This window comes from Bythopirellula superficialaquae (assembly GCF_059632245.1).
On sequence record NZ_CP197426.1, the window covers coordinates 5,541,627 to 5,557,282 of the forward strand.

14 protein-coding genes are annotated in these 15,656 nt (G+C 55.4%); 4 read left to right on the top strand and 10 right to left on the bottom strand.

The features are described 5' to 3' along the window. Window positions 1-33: 33 nt before the first annotated feature. On the top strand, window positions 34-651 hold the full coding sequence (locus SH678x_RS22905; RefSeq protein WP_496920794.1) for a PEP-CTERM sorting domain-containing protein: 618 nt from the start codon (window positions 34-36) through the stop codon (window positions 649-651). Between the two features lie 57 nt (window positions 652-708). Here the strand turns inward: SH678x_RS22905 and uvrA are convergent, their stop codons facing one another. Further along, complete coding sequence (uvrA, locus tag SH678x_RS22910; protein ID WP_496920795.1) at window positions 709-3,720, bottom strand: excinuclease ABC subunit UvrA; 3,012 nt, start codon at window positions 3,718-3,720, stop codon at window positions 709-711. A gap of 174 nt (window positions 3,721-3,894) precedes the next feature. On the opposite strand from uvrA, the gene ilvN reads away from it, so the two are divergent. Next, complete coding sequence (gene ilvN, locus SH678x_RS22915) at window positions 3,895-4,431, top strand: acetolactate synthase small subunit (protein WP_496920796.1); 537 nt, start codon at window positions 3,895-3,897, stop codon at window positions 4,429-4,431. 179 nt (window positions 4,432-4,610) lie between these two features. After that, window positions 4,611-5,615: a ketol-acid reductoisomerase gene (ilvC, locus tag SH678x_RS22920; protein WP_496920797.1), complete on the top strand. Its 1,005-nt coding sequence runs from the start codon at window positions 4,611-4,613 to the stop codon at window positions 5,613-5,615. A gap of 80 nt (window positions 5,616-5,695) precedes the next feature. On the opposite strand, the gene SH678x_RS22925 is transcribed toward ilvC, so the two are convergent. From SH678x_RS22925 to SH678x_RS22935, 3 genes are all read right to left on the bottom strand, one after another. Then, window positions 5,696-6,967 (bottom strand): MFS transporter, encoded by a 1,272-nt coding sequence (locus SH678x_RS22925; RefSeq protein ID WP_496920798.1) that lies wholly within the window; start codon window positions 6,965-6,967, stop codon window positions 5,696-5,698. A 77-nt stretch (window positions 6,968-7,044) separates the two neighbouring features. Then, window positions 7,045-7,713 (bottom strand): transglutaminase-like domain-containing protein, encoded by a 669-nt coding sequence (locus SH678x_RS22930; protein ID WP_496920799.1) that lies wholly within the window; start codon window positions 7,711-7,713, stop codon window positions 7,045-7,047. Window positions 7,714-7,862: 149 nt separating this feature from the next. Beyond that, the gene (locus SH678x_RS22935; RefSeq protein ID WP_496920800.1) at window positions 7,863-8,816 is read right to left on the bottom strand and encodes a PEP-CTERM sorting domain-containing protein; all 954 of its coding nucleotides are present in this window, start codon (window positions 8,814-8,816) and stop codon (window positions 7,863-7,865) included. Window positions 8,817-9,392: 576 nt separating this feature from the next. On the opposite strand from SH678x_RS22935, the gene SH678x_RS22940 reads away from it, so the two are divergent. Next, window positions 9,393-9,986, top strand: coding sequence for an HAD family hydrolase (locus tag SH678x_RS22940; protein ID WP_496920801.1), 594 nt, complete (start codon window positions 9,393-9,395; stop codon window positions 9,984-9,986). A gap of 73 nt (window positions 9,987-10,059) precedes the next feature. Here the strand turns inward: SH678x_RS22940 and SH678x_RS22945 are convergent, their stop codons facing one another. The 6 genes from SH678x_RS22945 to SH678x_RS22970 form a co-directional block, all read right to left on the bottom strand. Further along, a complete protein-coding gene (locus SH678x_RS22945; protein WP_496920802.1) occupies window positions 10,060-11,424 on the bottom strand; it encodes an MFS transporter in 1,365 nt (454 codons plus the stop codon). A 10-nt stretch (window positions 11,425-11,434) separates the two neighbouring features. Further along, window positions 11,435-11,635: a hypothetical protein gene (locus tag SH678x_RS22950; RefSeq protein WP_496920803.1), complete on the bottom strand. Its 201-nt coding sequence runs from the start codon at window positions 11,633-11,635 to the stop codon at window positions 11,435-11,437. Between the two features lie 82 nt (window positions 11,636-11,717). Further along, a complete protein-coding gene (locus tag SH678x_RS22955) occupies window positions 11,718-13,016 on the bottom strand; it encodes a cytochrome c peroxidase (RefSeq protein ID WP_496920804.1) in 1,299 nt (432 codons plus the stop codon). A 309-nt stretch (window positions 13,017-13,325) separates the two neighbouring features. Beyond that, on the bottom strand, window positions 13,326-13,715 hold the full coding sequence (locus SH678x_RS22960) for a hypothetical protein (RefSeq protein WP_496920805.1): 390 nt from the start codon (window positions 13,713-13,715) through the stop codon (window positions 13,326-13,328). 185 nt (window positions 13,716-13,900) lie between these two features. Further along, window positions 13,901-14,692, bottom strand: coding sequence for a hypothetical protein (locus tag SH678x_RS22965; protein WP_496920806.1), 792 nt, complete (start codon window positions 14,690-14,692; stop codon window positions 13,901-13,903). 186 nt (window positions 14,693-14,878) lie between these two features. Continuing rightward, window positions 14,879-15,616 carry a Fe-Mn family superoxide dismutase gene (locus SH678x_RS22970; RefSeq protein WP_496920807.1) on the bottom strand — a complete coding sequence of 246 codons (738 nt, stop codon included), beginning with the start codon at window positions 15,614-15,616 and terminating at the stop codon, window positions 14,879-14,881. Window positions 15,617-15,656 lie beyond the last annotated feature (40 nt).

Consider the following 15,656-nt stretch of genomic DNA (forward strand, 5'->3'; position numbering starts at 1 on the left):
GAATTAGACTGAATCTGCCACGAAGGGAAACTCATGAAAGCCGAGATCCATTTCTTATGCATAAATCTATTAGCACTTCTTAGTCTCTTAAATTACCAAACGGCTACTTGCAACGCGGGTGAGCTAACATACTCATGGACGGGTCAATTGCGATTATATGACGATACATCACCTGATCCTTGGATGATTGGCGAAGATGATGCCGAATTTCAACTCGAAACCAGTGTTAGCACTAACGCCGTCGACCAAAATGACACTCAAGTACCATTCGCAGCATTTTCAGCCATTTCTGCCCGACTGTGGGTCGACGGTCAGGAAGCACTGTATTTGGGTGATGCGTATATCGACTTTGCAGACACCACCGATATCCTTGATCTCTTGACAGCTGGCGGGCTATTCAGCATGTTCGGCCAGCCTATTGAAATCAGTTCGGTTGTAGGGCTAGAAGCTTCTGCCTTCTCACTAAACCTGGTAAGCGAAACACCTCCGTACTTTGATCCAACAGTTACTACATCAAATGGAGGAACTGGTAGACAACCTTATATGACAATTGTAAACATTGGCACTTTCGTTACGGTTGTTCCCGAACCGTCCAGCTTGCTGATCGCTGGGGTAGGCCTGCTCGCATTTGCTGGAATCCGACGCAAGTAAAATCTATTTGCTGATCAACAAAACAGGGCCGTGCAGTGACAACACTGCGCGGCCTCGTTATTTCAGGAACTGCCGCAGATAGCGGCCTGTGTGGCTCGCTTCGCATTGGGCCACGTCTTCAGGTGTGCCGGCGATGATTAATTGGCCGCCCCCAGCGCCCCCTTCGGGACCAAGATCGATCACCCAGTCGGCGGCTTTGATTACGTCGAGATTGTGCTCGATCACCAGCACGGTGTGGCCCAACTCCACGAGTTGCTGCAACACGCCGAGCAGCCGTTTGATGTCGTCGGTGTGCAAACCGGTGGTCGGTTCGTCGAGCACGTACATCGTCTTGCCGGGGGCGGGTCGACCCAGCTCGGCGGCGAGCTTGATTCGCTGGGCTTCGCCCCCCGAAAGCGTCGTGGAGCGCTGCCCCACGGTGAGATAGCCGAGCCCAACGTCGACCAAGCTTGTGAGCATGCGATGAATCGCCGGGTGATTCTCGAAAAAGAGCGCGGCTTCGTCGATGCTCATCGCCAACACGTCGGCGATCGATTTTTCACGATAACGGACGGCGAGCGTTTGGCGATTGAACTGGCGGCCATGACAGACGGGGCACTTCACAAACAAGTCGGGCAGGAATCGCATCTCGATCCGCTGCACACCCTGACCTTGGCATTCCTCGCAGCGACCACCCTTGGTGTTGAAACTAAATCGTCCCAACTTGTAGCCGAGTTGCTTGGCATGCTTGGTGCCGATGAACACGCGACGAATCTCGTCGAACACGCCCGTGTAGGTCGCGGGGTTCGAGCGCGGTGTCCGACCGATGGGGGATTGGTCGACGTGAATCAACCGTTCGAGCTTGCTCACACCACGCAGTGCTTTGTACGGACCCGGTTTAGAACTCGCACCGTTAAGTTTGCGTGCCAGCGCGGGAACGAGCGTATCGACCACGAGCGAACTCTTACCCGAACCGCTCACGCCGGAGACGCAGGTGAATGTGCCGAGCGGAAATTCGACGTTGATGTTTTGCAGGTTGTGAACGCTCGCCCCTTCGAGTTCCAACATCCGCGTTTTGGCCACGCGGCGGCGTTGGGCGGGGATTTCGATTTGCATCCGCCCGGAAAGATAGTTCCCGGTGAGCGAATTTACATCGGCCATCACTTCGGCGGGCGTCCCTTGCGAGACGACCAAGCCGCCACGATCACCGGCCCCGGGGCCCATATCGATGAGCCAATCGGCGGTCCGCATTACGGTTTCATCATGCTCGACAACCAGCACGCTGTTGCCGAGCTGCTGCAACTCTCGTAACGATTCCAACAACAAATCGTTATCACGCGGATGCAGGCCAATTGACGGTTCGTCGAGAATGTAAAGCACACCTACCAGCCCCGAGCCAATTCCCGTGGCCAGTCGAACACGCTGCATTTCACCACCGCTCAATGTGTCGGCCGCGCGGTCGAGCGCGATATATTCCACGCCGACCTGTTTGAGAAACTTGAGCCGTTTCAGAATTTCCGCGACCAGCGGTTCACCAATAGGCTGTTGCTGCGGAGGAAATTTGAGTTCTTGAAAAAACGTGAAGGCGGCATCAATCGGCAGGGCCGTAATTTCATGAATCGCTTTGCCACCCAAACGGCAGGCACGTCCTTCGGGCTGCAACCGTGAACCACCGCAATCGCTGCACACGACTTGCGCGCGAAACATGGCCAATCGTTCGCGCGAGCTTTCCCGCTTCGCATCGGTGAATTCTTTTTCGAGCAGGGCGAGTACACCGACAAACTTCCCGCCGTCGCCGTGCAGCAATTGCCGCCGCGTTTCTTCGGGCCATTCGCTGAGCGGAGTTTCGAAACTGACTTTGGCTTTGCTAACAAAACTGGCGAGCAGTTTTTCTTGTTCTTCCTTGCTTGGCCCGCCTGCTCCACGCCAAGGAGCGATTGCGCCGGCTGCCAAGGTCAACGCCAAATCGGGCACGACGAAGTCCGCATCAAAGCCTTCGCGCGTCGCGAGGCCATCGCACGTGCGGCAGGCGCCGTAAGGACTATTGAAACTAAAAGTGCGCGGCTCGACCTCGGCCAGATTTCGTTTGCAGTCGGGGCAAGCATAAAAGGTGCTGAAAACGCGTTCTTCCCAGAATTCGTTGCCCTGGCCGTTGGACGCTGTGCCATTGGACGCCCCGCCATTGGACTCGTTGCCGTTGACTCCATTATCGTTGAGCTTAGCTTTGGCCTCGGGAGTAAGCACCGAAATCCGTAACGCCCCTTCGCCATGTTTGATAGCCAAGCGCACCGATTCAGCGAGACGGTTTTCAATCCCTTCGCGAATGATTACGCGGTCGACCACGGCTTCGATGTTGTGATGCTGCCGCGCTTTGAGTTCGGGGACTTGATCGAGTTCGTAAGTTTGGCCGTCGATCCGCACGCGGACAAAACCTTCGCGGCGGATGCGATCCAACACTTCTTGATGCTTGCCCAGACGACCACGCACCATCGGTGCGAGGATCATCACTTTGGTTTGCTCGGGATAGCCCAGGATGTGTTGCTGAATCTCGGTAGGGGTTTGCTGTGAGATCGGCGTGCCGCAGTCAGGGCAACAAACTTGACCCGCGCGAGCCATCAACACGCGCAAGAAATCGTAGATTTCGGTGACGGTCGCTACGGTGCTGCGGGGATTTGTGCTGGCCGCTTGTTGATTGATGGCAATCGTCGGCTGCAAGCCTTCGATGACGTCGACGTCGGGGCGTTGCATTTGATCGAAAAATTGCCGGGAATAAACCGACAGGCTTTCGATGTATTGCCGCTGTCCCTCGGCCAAGAGCGTATCGAATGCGAGCGAACTTTTGCCCGACCCGCTGAGTCCAGTAATGACCACGAACTGATGCTGCGGAATATCGAGGTCGATATTTTGCAGATTGTGCGTGCGGGCCCCACGAATGCGGATCATGTCCGCCTGTTCGGCAGCCGCAGCGTTGGTGGAAACATCAGCCTGGGGAGGTATCGCGGTCGTCGACATCGGCGCCCAAAAGGACCAATCCGCTGGGGTGGCGGCTTGCGTGACAGGGAATAGCTTCCCCTGTGGTCGTAAATACACAGTGGGAAAACCGTTTAGACTAGCACTTCGCGGAACCGGGAACAACCAAATAACCCGAGATTTCCCGTGCCGCGAGGCCGACTAGTAGCCGCTAGCGGCTTAGCGGCAAGGCTTGTTCCGGGCCCCTGGGCCGATTATCATCGAAGGTTTCGTTACATTCCGGAGTCGATCACTATGCGTCATGTTCTTTCTGCTTTGGTGCAGAACGTGCCGGGGGTGTTGGCCCACGTGGCGGGGATGTTTTCCTCGCGGGGCTACAACATCGACAGCCTGGCCGTCGGGGAGACCGAAGACCCTCAACTCTCGCGGATGACGTTTGTCGTCGTCGGCGACGATTCGTTGCTGGAACAAGTCCGCAAGCAACTCGAGAAGATCGTGACCGTCGTGCGCGTCGACGACATCAGTTCCAAGGAATTCGTCGAACGCGATTTGATGCTGCTCAAGGTTCGCGCTGATGAAAACAAGCGGACCGAAATTGGCGAACTGTGCCAAATCTTTCGCGGCCGGATCGTCGACGTGGCCCCCAACCAAGTGATCGTCGAAATCTCGGGACAGGAAAAAAAGATCCAAGCCTTCGTCGAGCTGATGCGTCCCTTCGGGATTGTCGAACTGGTACGCACGGGACGGATCGCGATGGTGCGCGGCTTGGCCGATGGACCAACCGAGCACGGCTCGATCCATGCGGTCGACTCCGAGGCCGTCGCAAAATAGTTGAAGAATTATTCACGCAGAGGCGCGGAGTTCGCAGAGCGTGAGATAAACATATCACTTTCAATCTACAAATTTACAAAACACTTTTATTTTATTTACTCCGGAGTGCATCTCGCGGCCTCTGCGCCTCTGCGTGATATTCCGGGAGTCAGAAGCTAACACAGACGGGAGCAAATCTCATGGCCGCTACGATTTACTATGACAAAGATGCCGACATGAAAGCCCTGACGGGCAAGACGGTCGCGATCATCGGCTACGGCTCACAAGGCCATGCCCACGCCCAAAACCTACGTGACAGCGGCGTGAAAGTCATCGTCGGCCAGCGTCCTGGCGGCGCGAACTACGACCTCGCCAAGAGCCATGGCTTCGAGCCGATGTCCGCGGCGGATGCCACCAAGCAAGCCGACGTCGTGAACATTTTGCTGCCCGATGAAGTGCAGGGCGACACTTACAAGGCCGAGATTCGCGACAATCTCAAGCCAGGCAATATCCTCATGTGTTCGCACGGCTTTAACGTCCATTTCGGCCAAGTGGTTGCTCCCAAGGGAGTTGATCTGCTGCTGGTGGCTCCCAAGGGCCCTGGCCATTTAGTTCGCAGCGAATTCGTGGCCGGCGGCGGCGTCCCTTGCTTGATCGCACTCGGCGATGGGGCCAGCGAAGAGACTTTCAAAGTTGGCATGGCCTATGCCAAAGGCATCGGCGGTACCCGCGGCGGCGTGATCCGCACGTCGATTGCCGAAGAAACCGAAACCGACCTCTTCGGCGAGCAAGCCGTGCTGTGCGGTGGTGCTGCTGCCTTGGTGAAGGCAGGTTTTGAAACTTTGGTCGAAGCTGGCTACCAACCCGAGATGGCCTACTTCGAATGCATGCACGAATTGAAGTTGATCGTCGACCTTTTCTATCAGGGCGGTCTCAACTACATGCGTTACAGCGTCTCGAACACGGCCGAGTACGGCGACTACACCCGCGGCCCACGGATTGTGACCGAAGAGACGAAGAAGGAAATGAAGAAGATCCTGACCGAGATTCAGAACGGCGATTTCGCTCGCCAGTGGATTCTCGAGAACAAGGCGGGGGCCCCTTCCTTCAAGGCAGTTCGCCGCCGCGAGCGGAATCACCCCGTCGAGCAGGTCGGCAAAGAATTGCGGAAGATGATGTCATGGATTCAAGAAAAGGAAGTCTGATTCGCGACAGAATAACGACTGAAATTCAACGCCCAGGGAGTGCCGTCCCTGGGCGTTTTTCGTTGATGCACTCTTTTCTCTCACGCATCGAGTTCGGGCGATGCCAAATGGGCCTGAATGTCATCGCGGGCGTGTTTACGGTCCATGTTCGGCAAGAAATAGGCGAGCAGCCCCATCAACGGCAAAAAGGCACACACTTGATAAACGGTTTCGATGCCATACCGGTCGGCCAGTTTACCAAGCACCGCGGCACCGATTCCGGCCATGCCGAAGGCGAAGCCGAAGAACATGCCGGCCACTAAGCCCACGCGGCTGGGGATCAACTCTTGGGCGTAAACAATGATTGCCGAGAAGGCAGAGGCCAAAATCAAACCGATAGTGACGGTAAGCACTACTGTCCAGTGAAGATTCACATACGGTAATACGAGCGTAAACGGCAACACGCCGAGGATCGACGCCCAGATGACGGTCTTAAAACCGAGCTTGTCACCAACCGGTCCGCCGCCGAGCGTACCTGCGGCAACCGCTCCCAAAAACACGAACAGATACATTTGGGCATCTGTCACCGACACGTGAAAACGATGCATCAAATAAAACGTGTAATAACTCGTGAGGCTCGCCAAATAGATGTACTTGGAGAACACAAGGGCCAACAAGATTGCAATCGACATCCGCACACGCGACGGAGAAAGGCCCGCGGCTTTCGCACCCGCCGTGGAGCGAGACTTCGCGTGATAACTCACAAGATGGCGTTGATACCAGCGCCCGACGTACATCAAGAGCCCAGCCGCCAACAATGCCCCCAACGACAACCAGGCGATGCTCCCTTGGCCGCGCGGCATGACGATAAACGCTGCGATCAACGGGCCGATGGCCGTGCCGGTATTGCCACCCACTTGAAACAAGGATTGGGCAAATCCATAGCGGCCGCCAGATGCCAAGCGAGCCACGCGGGAGGCTTCGGGATGAAAGATCGACGAACCGATCCCTACGAACGCCGCGGAGACCAAGATGCCGGCAAAGCTTGTCGATGCGGCCAAGCCTAAGAGCCCCGTCAACGTGAACATCGTCCCGAACAAGAGCGAAAACGCCCAAGGCCGACGATCGGTCAAAATGCCCACCACCGGCTGAAGCAGTGAAGCGGTGCATTGAAACACGAACGTGATCAAACCAATCTGGAAGAAACTCAGCGAATACTGAGATTTCAAAAGGGGATAAATCGCCGGGAGCAGCGACTGCATGATGTCGTTAAGCAGGTGCGAGAAACTCAGCGCCGCGAGCACGGTGATGACCGTTGATTGTTCTATTGCGGAACTGGAATTCGCTTCGACCGTGGCTGACTCCGCCGACATGCTCTACCTCGCTGCTTGTAACTTGCTTTCTCGTTCTCCACCTATTGTTACGTGGACCCAGCCCCAAGAAAGTAGGTTCATTCCGCAAGGGGGTTCATTCCGCAGATGGGTCGTCGGGCAGATTGGCCAGCACCGCATCCCAGGTTTGGTTGCCTCTGCAAAGCAGCCACCACCACGCTCAGCGGTTCGGCATAAATCTGCGGCAAATCGTACTCACCGGCAATGTGTATCGGGAATGCCAATCGCTCGAGAGGTGGTGTGAATTCGGCGCTAATGTCGGCCCGATTGCCGCGGGCGTCGATACGATACCAACCCATCTCGGGAAGCAAGACCGCATTCAATCCGTGTAAACAGAAGGGCGGTCCAATACCATCTACACTTAGTCGCTGATAGCACAAGCCCGCCGGAATGCCGTTGGCTCGCAAGAGGGCTGCAAGCAAATGGCTTTTGGCATAGCAGTAGCCAGTGCCCGCGGCCAACACGTCGGAGGCCCGGCAAGTTACCGGATTCAGCCGGTAATCGCAACTATGTTTGATCTCATCACGAACCCATTCAAAGCAATGCTTGGCCACGATCATAGGATCGCGCTCATTGCCGGCAAGCTCCAGGGCCCGCTTCCGTACGTCCGGCGTCCGATGATCAATTATCTCAGTGGAAACGAGCCAGGGAGATGGCATAGGAGTCGTGTTGGCGAATGGTTGTGATTGAGTACCATGTACGGACACGACCGCAGATACCAAGTTCATATTTTTAATACCCTTGGCCGCTCGGCACGGAAGAACACGGCTTGGACCTTTGGAATCAGGTGCGAGCCCCTCGCGCAAGCTTTAGGTAGCCGCGATAGAAGGCAAACTTCCTGTGTCACCAAAGTCCAGCGCGTTTTGCTCGAGCTGATTTAATAATATGTCCGTGCGCGAGAGGCAGAAGTCATCAACGAAACACAGCCCCCCAAAAGTAAGAGCATGGCAGAAGTCGGCTCGGGCACCGTCGAAAGTGTAATGAAAAATGGTTCATTCAAGCGTGAGTAGTACAAACTAATCTCGGGCGGACCAAAAATTCCGACGTCGGTCGAATCACCGGGCACAATGGCATCATTTAAACTCACTAACGATCCAAGAGTTATCTCGACATCCAACGGCAGCGCGGCCTCTGCAGCCGTTAATGTCGACAGGAAACGATATTGGTCCGTACCAGGCACATTCGTTATCGAGTGCGAAAACCGGCGGTCGCCAGTTCCCGTAGAGCCCGATGATGACGATGTCGACCCAGGTGTTGGTAACGAAACACCGGTAAGGCTTCGGCCACTTATCGTTGGAAATTGGGGGATGGTCGTGAAAAGAGATCCTCTCGGAGGTTCATCAGCCCCCAGGTAATCCCAGGAAAAGCGAAATGTGCTGCCATTCTTGATCACTTGACCAGGAGATGGGGTTAATAGAGTCGGAGCTGTCCGATTTATCGTCGCAGGGGAAAGATCGTTAATGGTGAAATCAAAGAGCCTAGTTTCCCCAGAGATAAAGCTTGTGCGCATCGTAGCTTGCCAATCTCCAGTCGTATAGGTATTTGCATCTTCGAGTGTATCGAAGTCCCGAAGGTGCAGGCCAAATATGCTTGACCCAAGAGCGCTCTCCTCATCAAAAACATCTCCGGAAGGAGCAATGAGTTCTTGGGCATCAAAAGACGAGCGATCACTAAGGCCGCGGACCCAGAGTGCCACTGAAGTATCTGGTCCGTCACCAGACTCCAACAATGCAAACCTCAAAGCAAAGGCATTTTCCGTCATAGCCAGGGAAATGCCGATACTTAGAGTGAGCAGTAAAGTTACGCAAGCGCGGGTTCTATTTTGGTTCATGAGTCATTCCTCTTCAAAATATACGCAAACTGTTATTACCACTACGTCTGCAGACTGATGGTCCCAAATGGCGATGAAACTACACAGCTCTGATGTTAATATCCTGGGCTGTTAATATCTATCGCAAGAAATGGATCACCCCTTAGGGCGATTACATTTATACCTTGGCCTGATACCGAAATTGTTCAGAATTAAGTCTGAGCACAGGCAGACCAATGCAGACCGAATCATATTCGGCAAAAAACGTGCGAACATAATGCACCTCTTTTGTTCTGAGACGAGTGTCTCGATAAGATTCTGTTCCAGCCTCAATCTAGCATGTTGGCTGGATGTTTCAAATGTTTTTTTTGCTCGCGGGGGATCTTTCATGCTAATTTGCTTAACAGCGAATTCAGCCTTTTATCGTTAATTCCATTGGAACCAATGATCCGATCTGCCACATCGGGCTGAAACGGCAGGGCCTCCTTGGTGTTTTGAAACCCCTCAATTCGCTGGGGTTGCGGTTCGCCTCGCCGACATCTTCTGGTAAAATAATTCGTTACCGCTTCAAATCTCACCCTCAATTCCCGCCTCGCCATGCTCCCCATCCCGCCCGGAACCGCCGCGCTGTTGTTTGATTGCGACGGCACGCTCGCCGACACAATGACCCTCCACTACGCCGCGTGGCGGGATACGCTGCTGGCGCACAACATCGATTGCCCGCGCTCGTTTATCGATACCCACGCTGGCGTGCCCACGCACGGCATCGTGTTGGAAATCAACAAACTGTGGGGCGTTGAGCTTGATGGTGATGAAATCACCGCCGATAAGGAAGCTCGCTTTGCAGCACAGATCCATTTGACCAAACCGGTCGAAGAAGTATTGGCCACGGCTCACGCATATTTCGGGAAGCTACCGATGGCGGTGGTTTCAGGTGGAACCAAAGATATGGTTCACGCGATTCTCGAAACGATCGACGCGATCGATTTGTTTCCCGTGATTATCACGGCCAGCGATCCGGTGGCGCCCAAGCCCGCGCCGGATGTGTTTCTCGAAGCGGCACGGCGGCTGAAAGTCCCTGCCGATAAGTGTCACGTTTTTGAAGATGGTGATCCGGGCATCGTTTCCGCACAACGCGCGGGGATGAGTTTTACCGACGTGCGATTGGTTCTGAAAGCTCGAGCAAGCTGATTTCTGTGGCTGGCCCTCTGTGAGGCCGGATGTTGAAGACCGAGGTCATAGACCTCAGCTACAGAGCACGATTCTACGACTCCGGCGGCACGCGCAGTTCGGTCGCTTCTTGAAGGCCGGTGGCGATCTCGGGCAAAATTCCTTTCTTGCGGTAGATCGGGCGAATCTCTTCCCGCAGCTCTGGCAACAATCGAAAAAACCATAGCGCCCCCAGGATGCAGCCAATCCCCCCGAGAAACAGCGTGGTAGGAGCCCCCCAACGCTCGGCCACCGTGCCGGCGAGTAAGCTGCCAAACGGGGCGGTTCCCATGAACGCCATCACATAAAAGCTCATCACACGGCCGCGCTTGTCTTCGTCGACTAGGGTTTGCAGTAGCGTGTTGCTCACGGCAAGTTGGTTGATAAATCCGAATCCCGTGATCACCAACAGGGGAAGCGAGAGCCATAGCGATCGCGACATCGCAAACAACACCAATCCCGTGCCAAAAACACCGGCGGCCATAGGGATGTATTTACCCAAGCCCAGCACAGTCTTACGCGCGGCAAGAAACAAGGCCCCAATCAGCGCGCCCACGCCCGTCGCCGCCATCATCAGGCCCAGAGTGTTCGCTCCGCCGCCGAGAACCTTTTCGGCCATCACCGGCATCAACACTGTGTAGGGCATGCCGACCAAACTTACGAGGGCGAGCAGCAACAAAATGCTGCGGATCGTGCGGATGCGCGAAACATAACTCCAACCTTCGCGTAGTTCCAGCAGGATATGTTTCTCGCGTGAACGATCTCGCAAGCGCGGTATGACTTTCATCAATAGCAGCGAACCGAGCACCGGAATGAAACTCACCGCATCGACCATGAAGCACCAGCCTTCGCCTGCCGCAGCGATGATAATGCCACCGATCGATGGCCCTAAGAGTCGAGCGCCGTTGACCATCGAGGAATTCAGTGCGATCGCATTCGACAAATCTTCTTTGTTGTCGATCAGCTCAGCAAGCAATGCCTGTCGTGTCGGCATATCGAAGGCATTGATCAGCCCCTGCAACACACTCAGGACCAAGACTTGCCAGATCGTGATCCAACCACCCAGCGTCAGCACGGCCATGGCTAAGGACTGCAACATGGCGAAGACTTGCGTGACGATTAACAGGCGATGGCGATTCCAGCGGTCGATAAAGACGCCCGCAAATGGGGCCAACACAAACGAGGGAAACTGCCCGGCAAAGCCGACCACGCCCAGCAAAAATGCGGAACCCGTGAGTCGATAGACCAACCAACCCGTCGCGATGCGGGTCATCCATGTGCCGATTAGCGAGATGCTTTGCCCGTAAAAAAACAGCCGAAAGTTACGATGCGCGAGCGCCCGCCACATGTACGACAATTTCGACGGGCTGAGCGGATGCTTGGCCGCTTCCGCTTCGGGCGTGGCTGGGGAAGAACTCATGGCCGGCGGCTCACTGGTTGGCTGCCAGAGAATCCCACTTGTTCAAGCGTTCTTCCAGCGCATCGAGCCGTGCCGATATCTGCTGCAAATACGTGATGATGATCGCATGGGTGTATTGTGCATCGATCCCCACGGGCGAATCCCGCACGCTGATATGGTCGACGATGGTGGCCAAATCGGCCTTAGACTTGGCCATGGGATCAACAGACATGCGAATCTCCCGCGTATTTGATATGACGTGATGTGCTGCTGCATCGCAATTATCACGCCACGGGAGAAATCAAGCTAGCCGTCTAATATTTTATGCGGCGGTTTCGTCTCAACAAACCTGTTGCGGCCGCGATGCTGAATAACAAGAGCGACGAAGGCTCGGGCACCGTGGAAGTCGCCGAGAGCCCGACGAAATCCTCCCAGGTCAGGCCTATATTGCGCTGCCACGTGAGGAAGTCACGCCCATCGGTATCGCCGTCGTTGTCGGCATCGCCCAGTTCATCGACACCCAATGAGGACTGCCAGATCGCGAGGTCCGCCGCGTCGACTTCGCCGTTACCGTCAAAATCCCCCGGCACGTATACGAACGGGTCACTGAACAGGTCGCTGGTGAGAAACGTGTTGTCGGTGAGCGTATTCAAGAACGCCACAAGCGCGGCCTTCTCTTCGGTGGTCAGATTAAATGTGCCGAAGTTTTGGGCCGCGATTAAACGTGTGTCAAGGAACGGGTTGGCCTGAATGCCCGAGACATAAAACTCGACGACTTCTTCGAGCGTCGTGAAACGACCATCGTGCATGAAGCCATTCCGCACGGCAGCGTTACGCAGCGAAGGAGTTTTGAATTTGCCATTGCCTGCACCGGCGTCCTCTTCGTTTGTCAGATCGAGTCCGATGTTGTGGGTGTTGTTTGCCACTTGCAGATTGCTGGCATGGCAAGCACTGCACGAACTGTTGCGATGGAAAATTTCAGCACCCAGCTGTTCTTGTTCCGTAAAGACCGCCGCGTAGTCTGGAAAATTCGGATTTGGGCTGGCCGCGACGGCTTGGTCGAATTTGGATTGATACGAAACCATCGAACGGACGAATTGGCTCATCGCTTTGGAAATCCGTTCGTCAGTGATATCAGGTGTGCCGAAGGCTTGCTGGAAAAGCTGGGGATAGAAACTCGTTGCGGCAAGTTTACCCCTGACCTCGGCCAGTGTGCTACCCATCTCAACGGCGTTTTGGATCGGTTGCAGAACTTGCGCTTCGAGCGTTGCGGCGCGTTCGTCCCAGAAATACTTGCCTCGGGAATAGTAGGCATTGTTCGACAAGCCGATCGAATGGCGTGGGGTCACTTCGCCGTCAAAACCTTCGCTGAACTGATTGGGATCGGAAAAGTCGTTTTCCTGCCGGTGGCATGATGCGCAACTTGTGCCGTTGTCATGGGACAAGCGATTGTCATAAAACAGTGCTCGCCCCAGGGCCGCACCTTCATTGGTGATGGGATTGTCGCCGGGCGTATTATTCCGAGCAAGTATGCCACCCGTTTTCCAGTAGGCGGGAATATTGGTGACCGCGTAGCCCACGTAATCGGCGGGGGTCGTGGGCAGGACGGGCACGCCAGGCACCGCCCAACACTTGCTGGCAGTTGAAACGACAGCAACACAGCAGAGTGTGAAAACTGTGCAACGACAAAACTCGAGCATGCTCTGTCCCTTAAAAGTCATGACCAATCAGCTATCTACTCGAGTGACTGAATGAAGCTACTCCCCGGACGCGGCCCGGATTTCGCAGTCCTGGTATAATAAACCCCCTTCGCGGTCGGTGCAACGAAAGCGGACTGATGCTCAAACACCGTCCGTGCGGCAAAGTTTCGTAGACAGGTGCGGAAAGATGCAACTACTCCGCACCTGATTCACGTAACCCAACTAAGTCGCGTGCTTGCGGCGTAGTTTCTGGGTCAATTCCCAGGCGACCAGCGTCAGCACGGCTGGAACCGCGAACCATAAGGCGCTCAATTGAGGCCAAACGCCGGTGGTCAAATACGAAACTGCAAAGAAGCAACCCGTTCCTGCCAAGGCCAGGATGCTCCCAGGCACGGCATATTTCCGGCTCAACAGGTAGCCGACAAAGACTCCTACGATCGCTGCGGCCTGCAGGAACGATTTAGCAACTGGAAAGTCGAATTGCGTACGAAATTGCTCGCCGACCACCAAAACAACCCAACCCACAAAGAGTACCACGCCACTGACCTGAGCGGCCCAACTGAACAAGCGGGGAAGCGTCGCAGGTTGCTTGAACACATGGGCATTCATCATGCACCTCACTTTTCTGACTGGAAAGACTTTAATCCAGCCATTAAGAATGCAACGCTTGTGCCAGCTTCACTGGGCCCGATTCCCCGAGGATTTTTCGTTCCGGAGATCCGTTCGTGTGCGAGTGCTGCACACTGTCTGTGACAGTTGTTCACGCCCCAAATCTTGATGCCCCAATCATTGAAGCTTTAGCCGCGGGAATCGACAAAGCGGATCGCCGCTTGGCGGGCTCGGGCATCGCCGGCCAGATACAGGGCCACGCCGCTGCAAGTGTGGGCCCAGGTGGCTTGCTGCGACATCCACAGCACTTTTTCCGTGCCCGTGGCTTGGCAGCACACACGGATCGAATCCCCCCGCCAATTTTCCGGAACAATGAACCGCACGATCAGTTCGTGGGTCCCTTCGAGTGATGTTTGGGGCGACGAACGGAGTTTGAAGAACACCCCGTGCTCCTGCGAGATCGTGCCGCTTGCCACGACGGCAAACTTCGGCGCTAGGCGAACTTGCTTCTCGGTGATCTTTTCGTGATTCGTCTTCGCGCCACTGATCGTGGGGGTCACGTGGGCGATCAATCCGCCCACGGGCGTGGGCAACTCGCCACCCAGCGAGGCAGCCAACGAGTTGGTATCTTCGGTGGTCTTCGACCATTCGATGTCTTCGCTGAGATGGCTCGCCAATTGAGTGCAGGGAGCAAAACTGTGGACTCGCATGCGGTTATCGCTATCACCCACCTCGACGCGCACTTCTTTCACGTCGCTGATGTCGCCGTCGAGCAAGTGGACCGACACGCGCAACTTCACCTCGACGATTTTTTCGCCGGGATAAAGATCCGCTTTGTTGGCGGGGGTCACGTCGACACATTCCGCGATCCGCCCAAAATCAAACGCCACCTGCGGTTTGCCAGCAGTGGCATTTGTGTTGCCAAGCGCCAGCAAAGTCAAAGAAAGGATTCCACTTCCTAGTCGAATGGCCAGTGACATGACGAGATTCCTTCTGCTCCGTGCCGTAAGATTCCTGCGAGGCGTCGGTGTGCCCCCCAGGCCACCGACTCCTCAACATCATTACGCAGCGAGTTCGGAAAAGGGTTCGCGTCAACAAAAAAAGCCCAGGAAACACAGTTCCTGGGCTTGCTGGCATTTGCCAAAATCTTTTTCGTTGGTGCGAACTTATCCCTTGGCCTGGGCGTAGCGCTTCGCCACCTCGGGCCAGTTGATGATGTCGAAGAACGCCGTGATGTATTCTGGTCGGCGATTCTGGTATTTGAGATAGTAAGCGTGTTCCCAAACGTCGAGACCCAAGATCGGCGTGTGACCGTGCATCAACGGGCTATCTTGATTGGCGGTGCTTTCGACGTGTAGCTTGCCGCCGTCACCCACGCAGAGCCAGGCCCAGCCGCTGCCAAAGCGCTTCGTCGCGGCTTCGGTCAGTGCGGTCTTGAAGGCTTCGTAGCCGCCGAGATCTTTATCGATTGCCGCGGCCAATTCGCCGGACGGATCGCCGCCGCCATCGGGGCTAATCACCGTCCAGAACAAACTATGATTCGCATGGCCGCCACCGTTGTTTTGCACGGCCGTGCGAATGTTCTCGGGAACGGCGTCCAAATTCTTGATCAAGTCTTCAACGCTTTGATCGCCCAGATCGGTCCCTTGCACGGCAATGTTGAGATTGTTCACATATGCCGCGTGATGCTTGTCGTGATGAATCTCCATCGTCTTAGCATCGATCGACGGCTCAAGGGCATCGAACTTGTAAGGAAGCGGCGGCAACTTGTACGGGCCGGTCGGCGGCGCGGGGGCAGCCGCTTGAGCGAAAGCATTCTGAGGGAGGGTGCTTAACAAAGCCGCGCCAGTGACGGCGGAGACTTGCAGAAAATTACGGCGGGAAAAATCCTCGGGCAGGTTCATGGATCACCTCGACGAGTGAATAGGAGAGATTGATCGTGCG

What these genes read in the sequence shown, in the direction of transcription:
- SH678x_RS22905 (WP_496920794.1), top strand. Translation starts at nt 34, where the DNA reads ATGAAAGCCGAGATCCATTTCTTATGCATAAATCTATTAGCACTTCTT.
- ilvN (WP_496920796.1), top strand. Translation starts at nt 3,895, where the DNA reads ATGCGTCATGTTCTTTCTGCTTTGGTGCAGAACGTGCCGGGGGTGTTG.
- ilvC (WP_496920797.1), top strand. Translation starts at nt 4,611, where the DNA reads ATGGCCGCTACGATTTACTATGACAAAGATGCCGACATGAAAGCCCTG.
- SH678x_RS22925 (WP_496920798.1), bottom strand. Translation starts at nt 6,967, where the DNA reads ATGTCGGCGGAGTCAGCCACGGTCGAAGCGAATTCCAGTTCCGCAATA.
- SH678x_RS22930 (WP_496920799.1), bottom strand. Translation starts at nt 7,713, where the DNA reads ATGAACTTGGTATCTGCGGTCGTGTCCGTACATGGTACTCAATCACAA.
- SH678x_RS22935 (WP_496920800.1), bottom strand. Translation starts at nt 8,816, where the DNA reads ATGAACCAAAATAGAACCCGCGCTTGCGTAACTTTACTGCTCACTCTA.
- SH678x_RS22940 (WP_496920801.1), top strand. Translation starts at nt 9,393, where the DNA reads ATGCTCCCCATCCCGCCCGGAACCGCCGCGCTGTTGTTTGATTGCGAC.
- SH678x_RS22945 (WP_496920802.1), bottom strand. Translation starts at nt 11,424, where the DNA reads ATGAGTTCTTCCCCAGCCACGCCCGAAGCGGAAGCGGCCAAGCATCCG.
- SH678x_RS22950 (WP_496920803.1), bottom strand. Translation starts at nt 11,635, where the DNA reads ATGTCTGTTGATCCCATGGCCAAGTCTAAGGCCGATTTGGCCACCATC.
- SH678x_RS22960 (WP_496920805.1), bottom strand. Translation starts at nt 13,715, where the DNA reads ATGATGAATGCCCATGTGTTCAAGCAACCTGCGACGCTTCCCCGCTTG.
- SH678x_RS22965 (WP_496920806.1), bottom strand. Translation starts at nt 14,692, where the DNA reads ATGTCACTGGCCATTCGACTAGGAAGTGGAATCCTTTCTTTGACTTTG.
- SH678x_RS22970 (WP_496920807.1), bottom strand. Translation starts at nt 15,616, where the DNA reads ATGAACCTGCCCGAGGATTTTTCCCGCCGTAATTTTCTGCAAGTCTCC.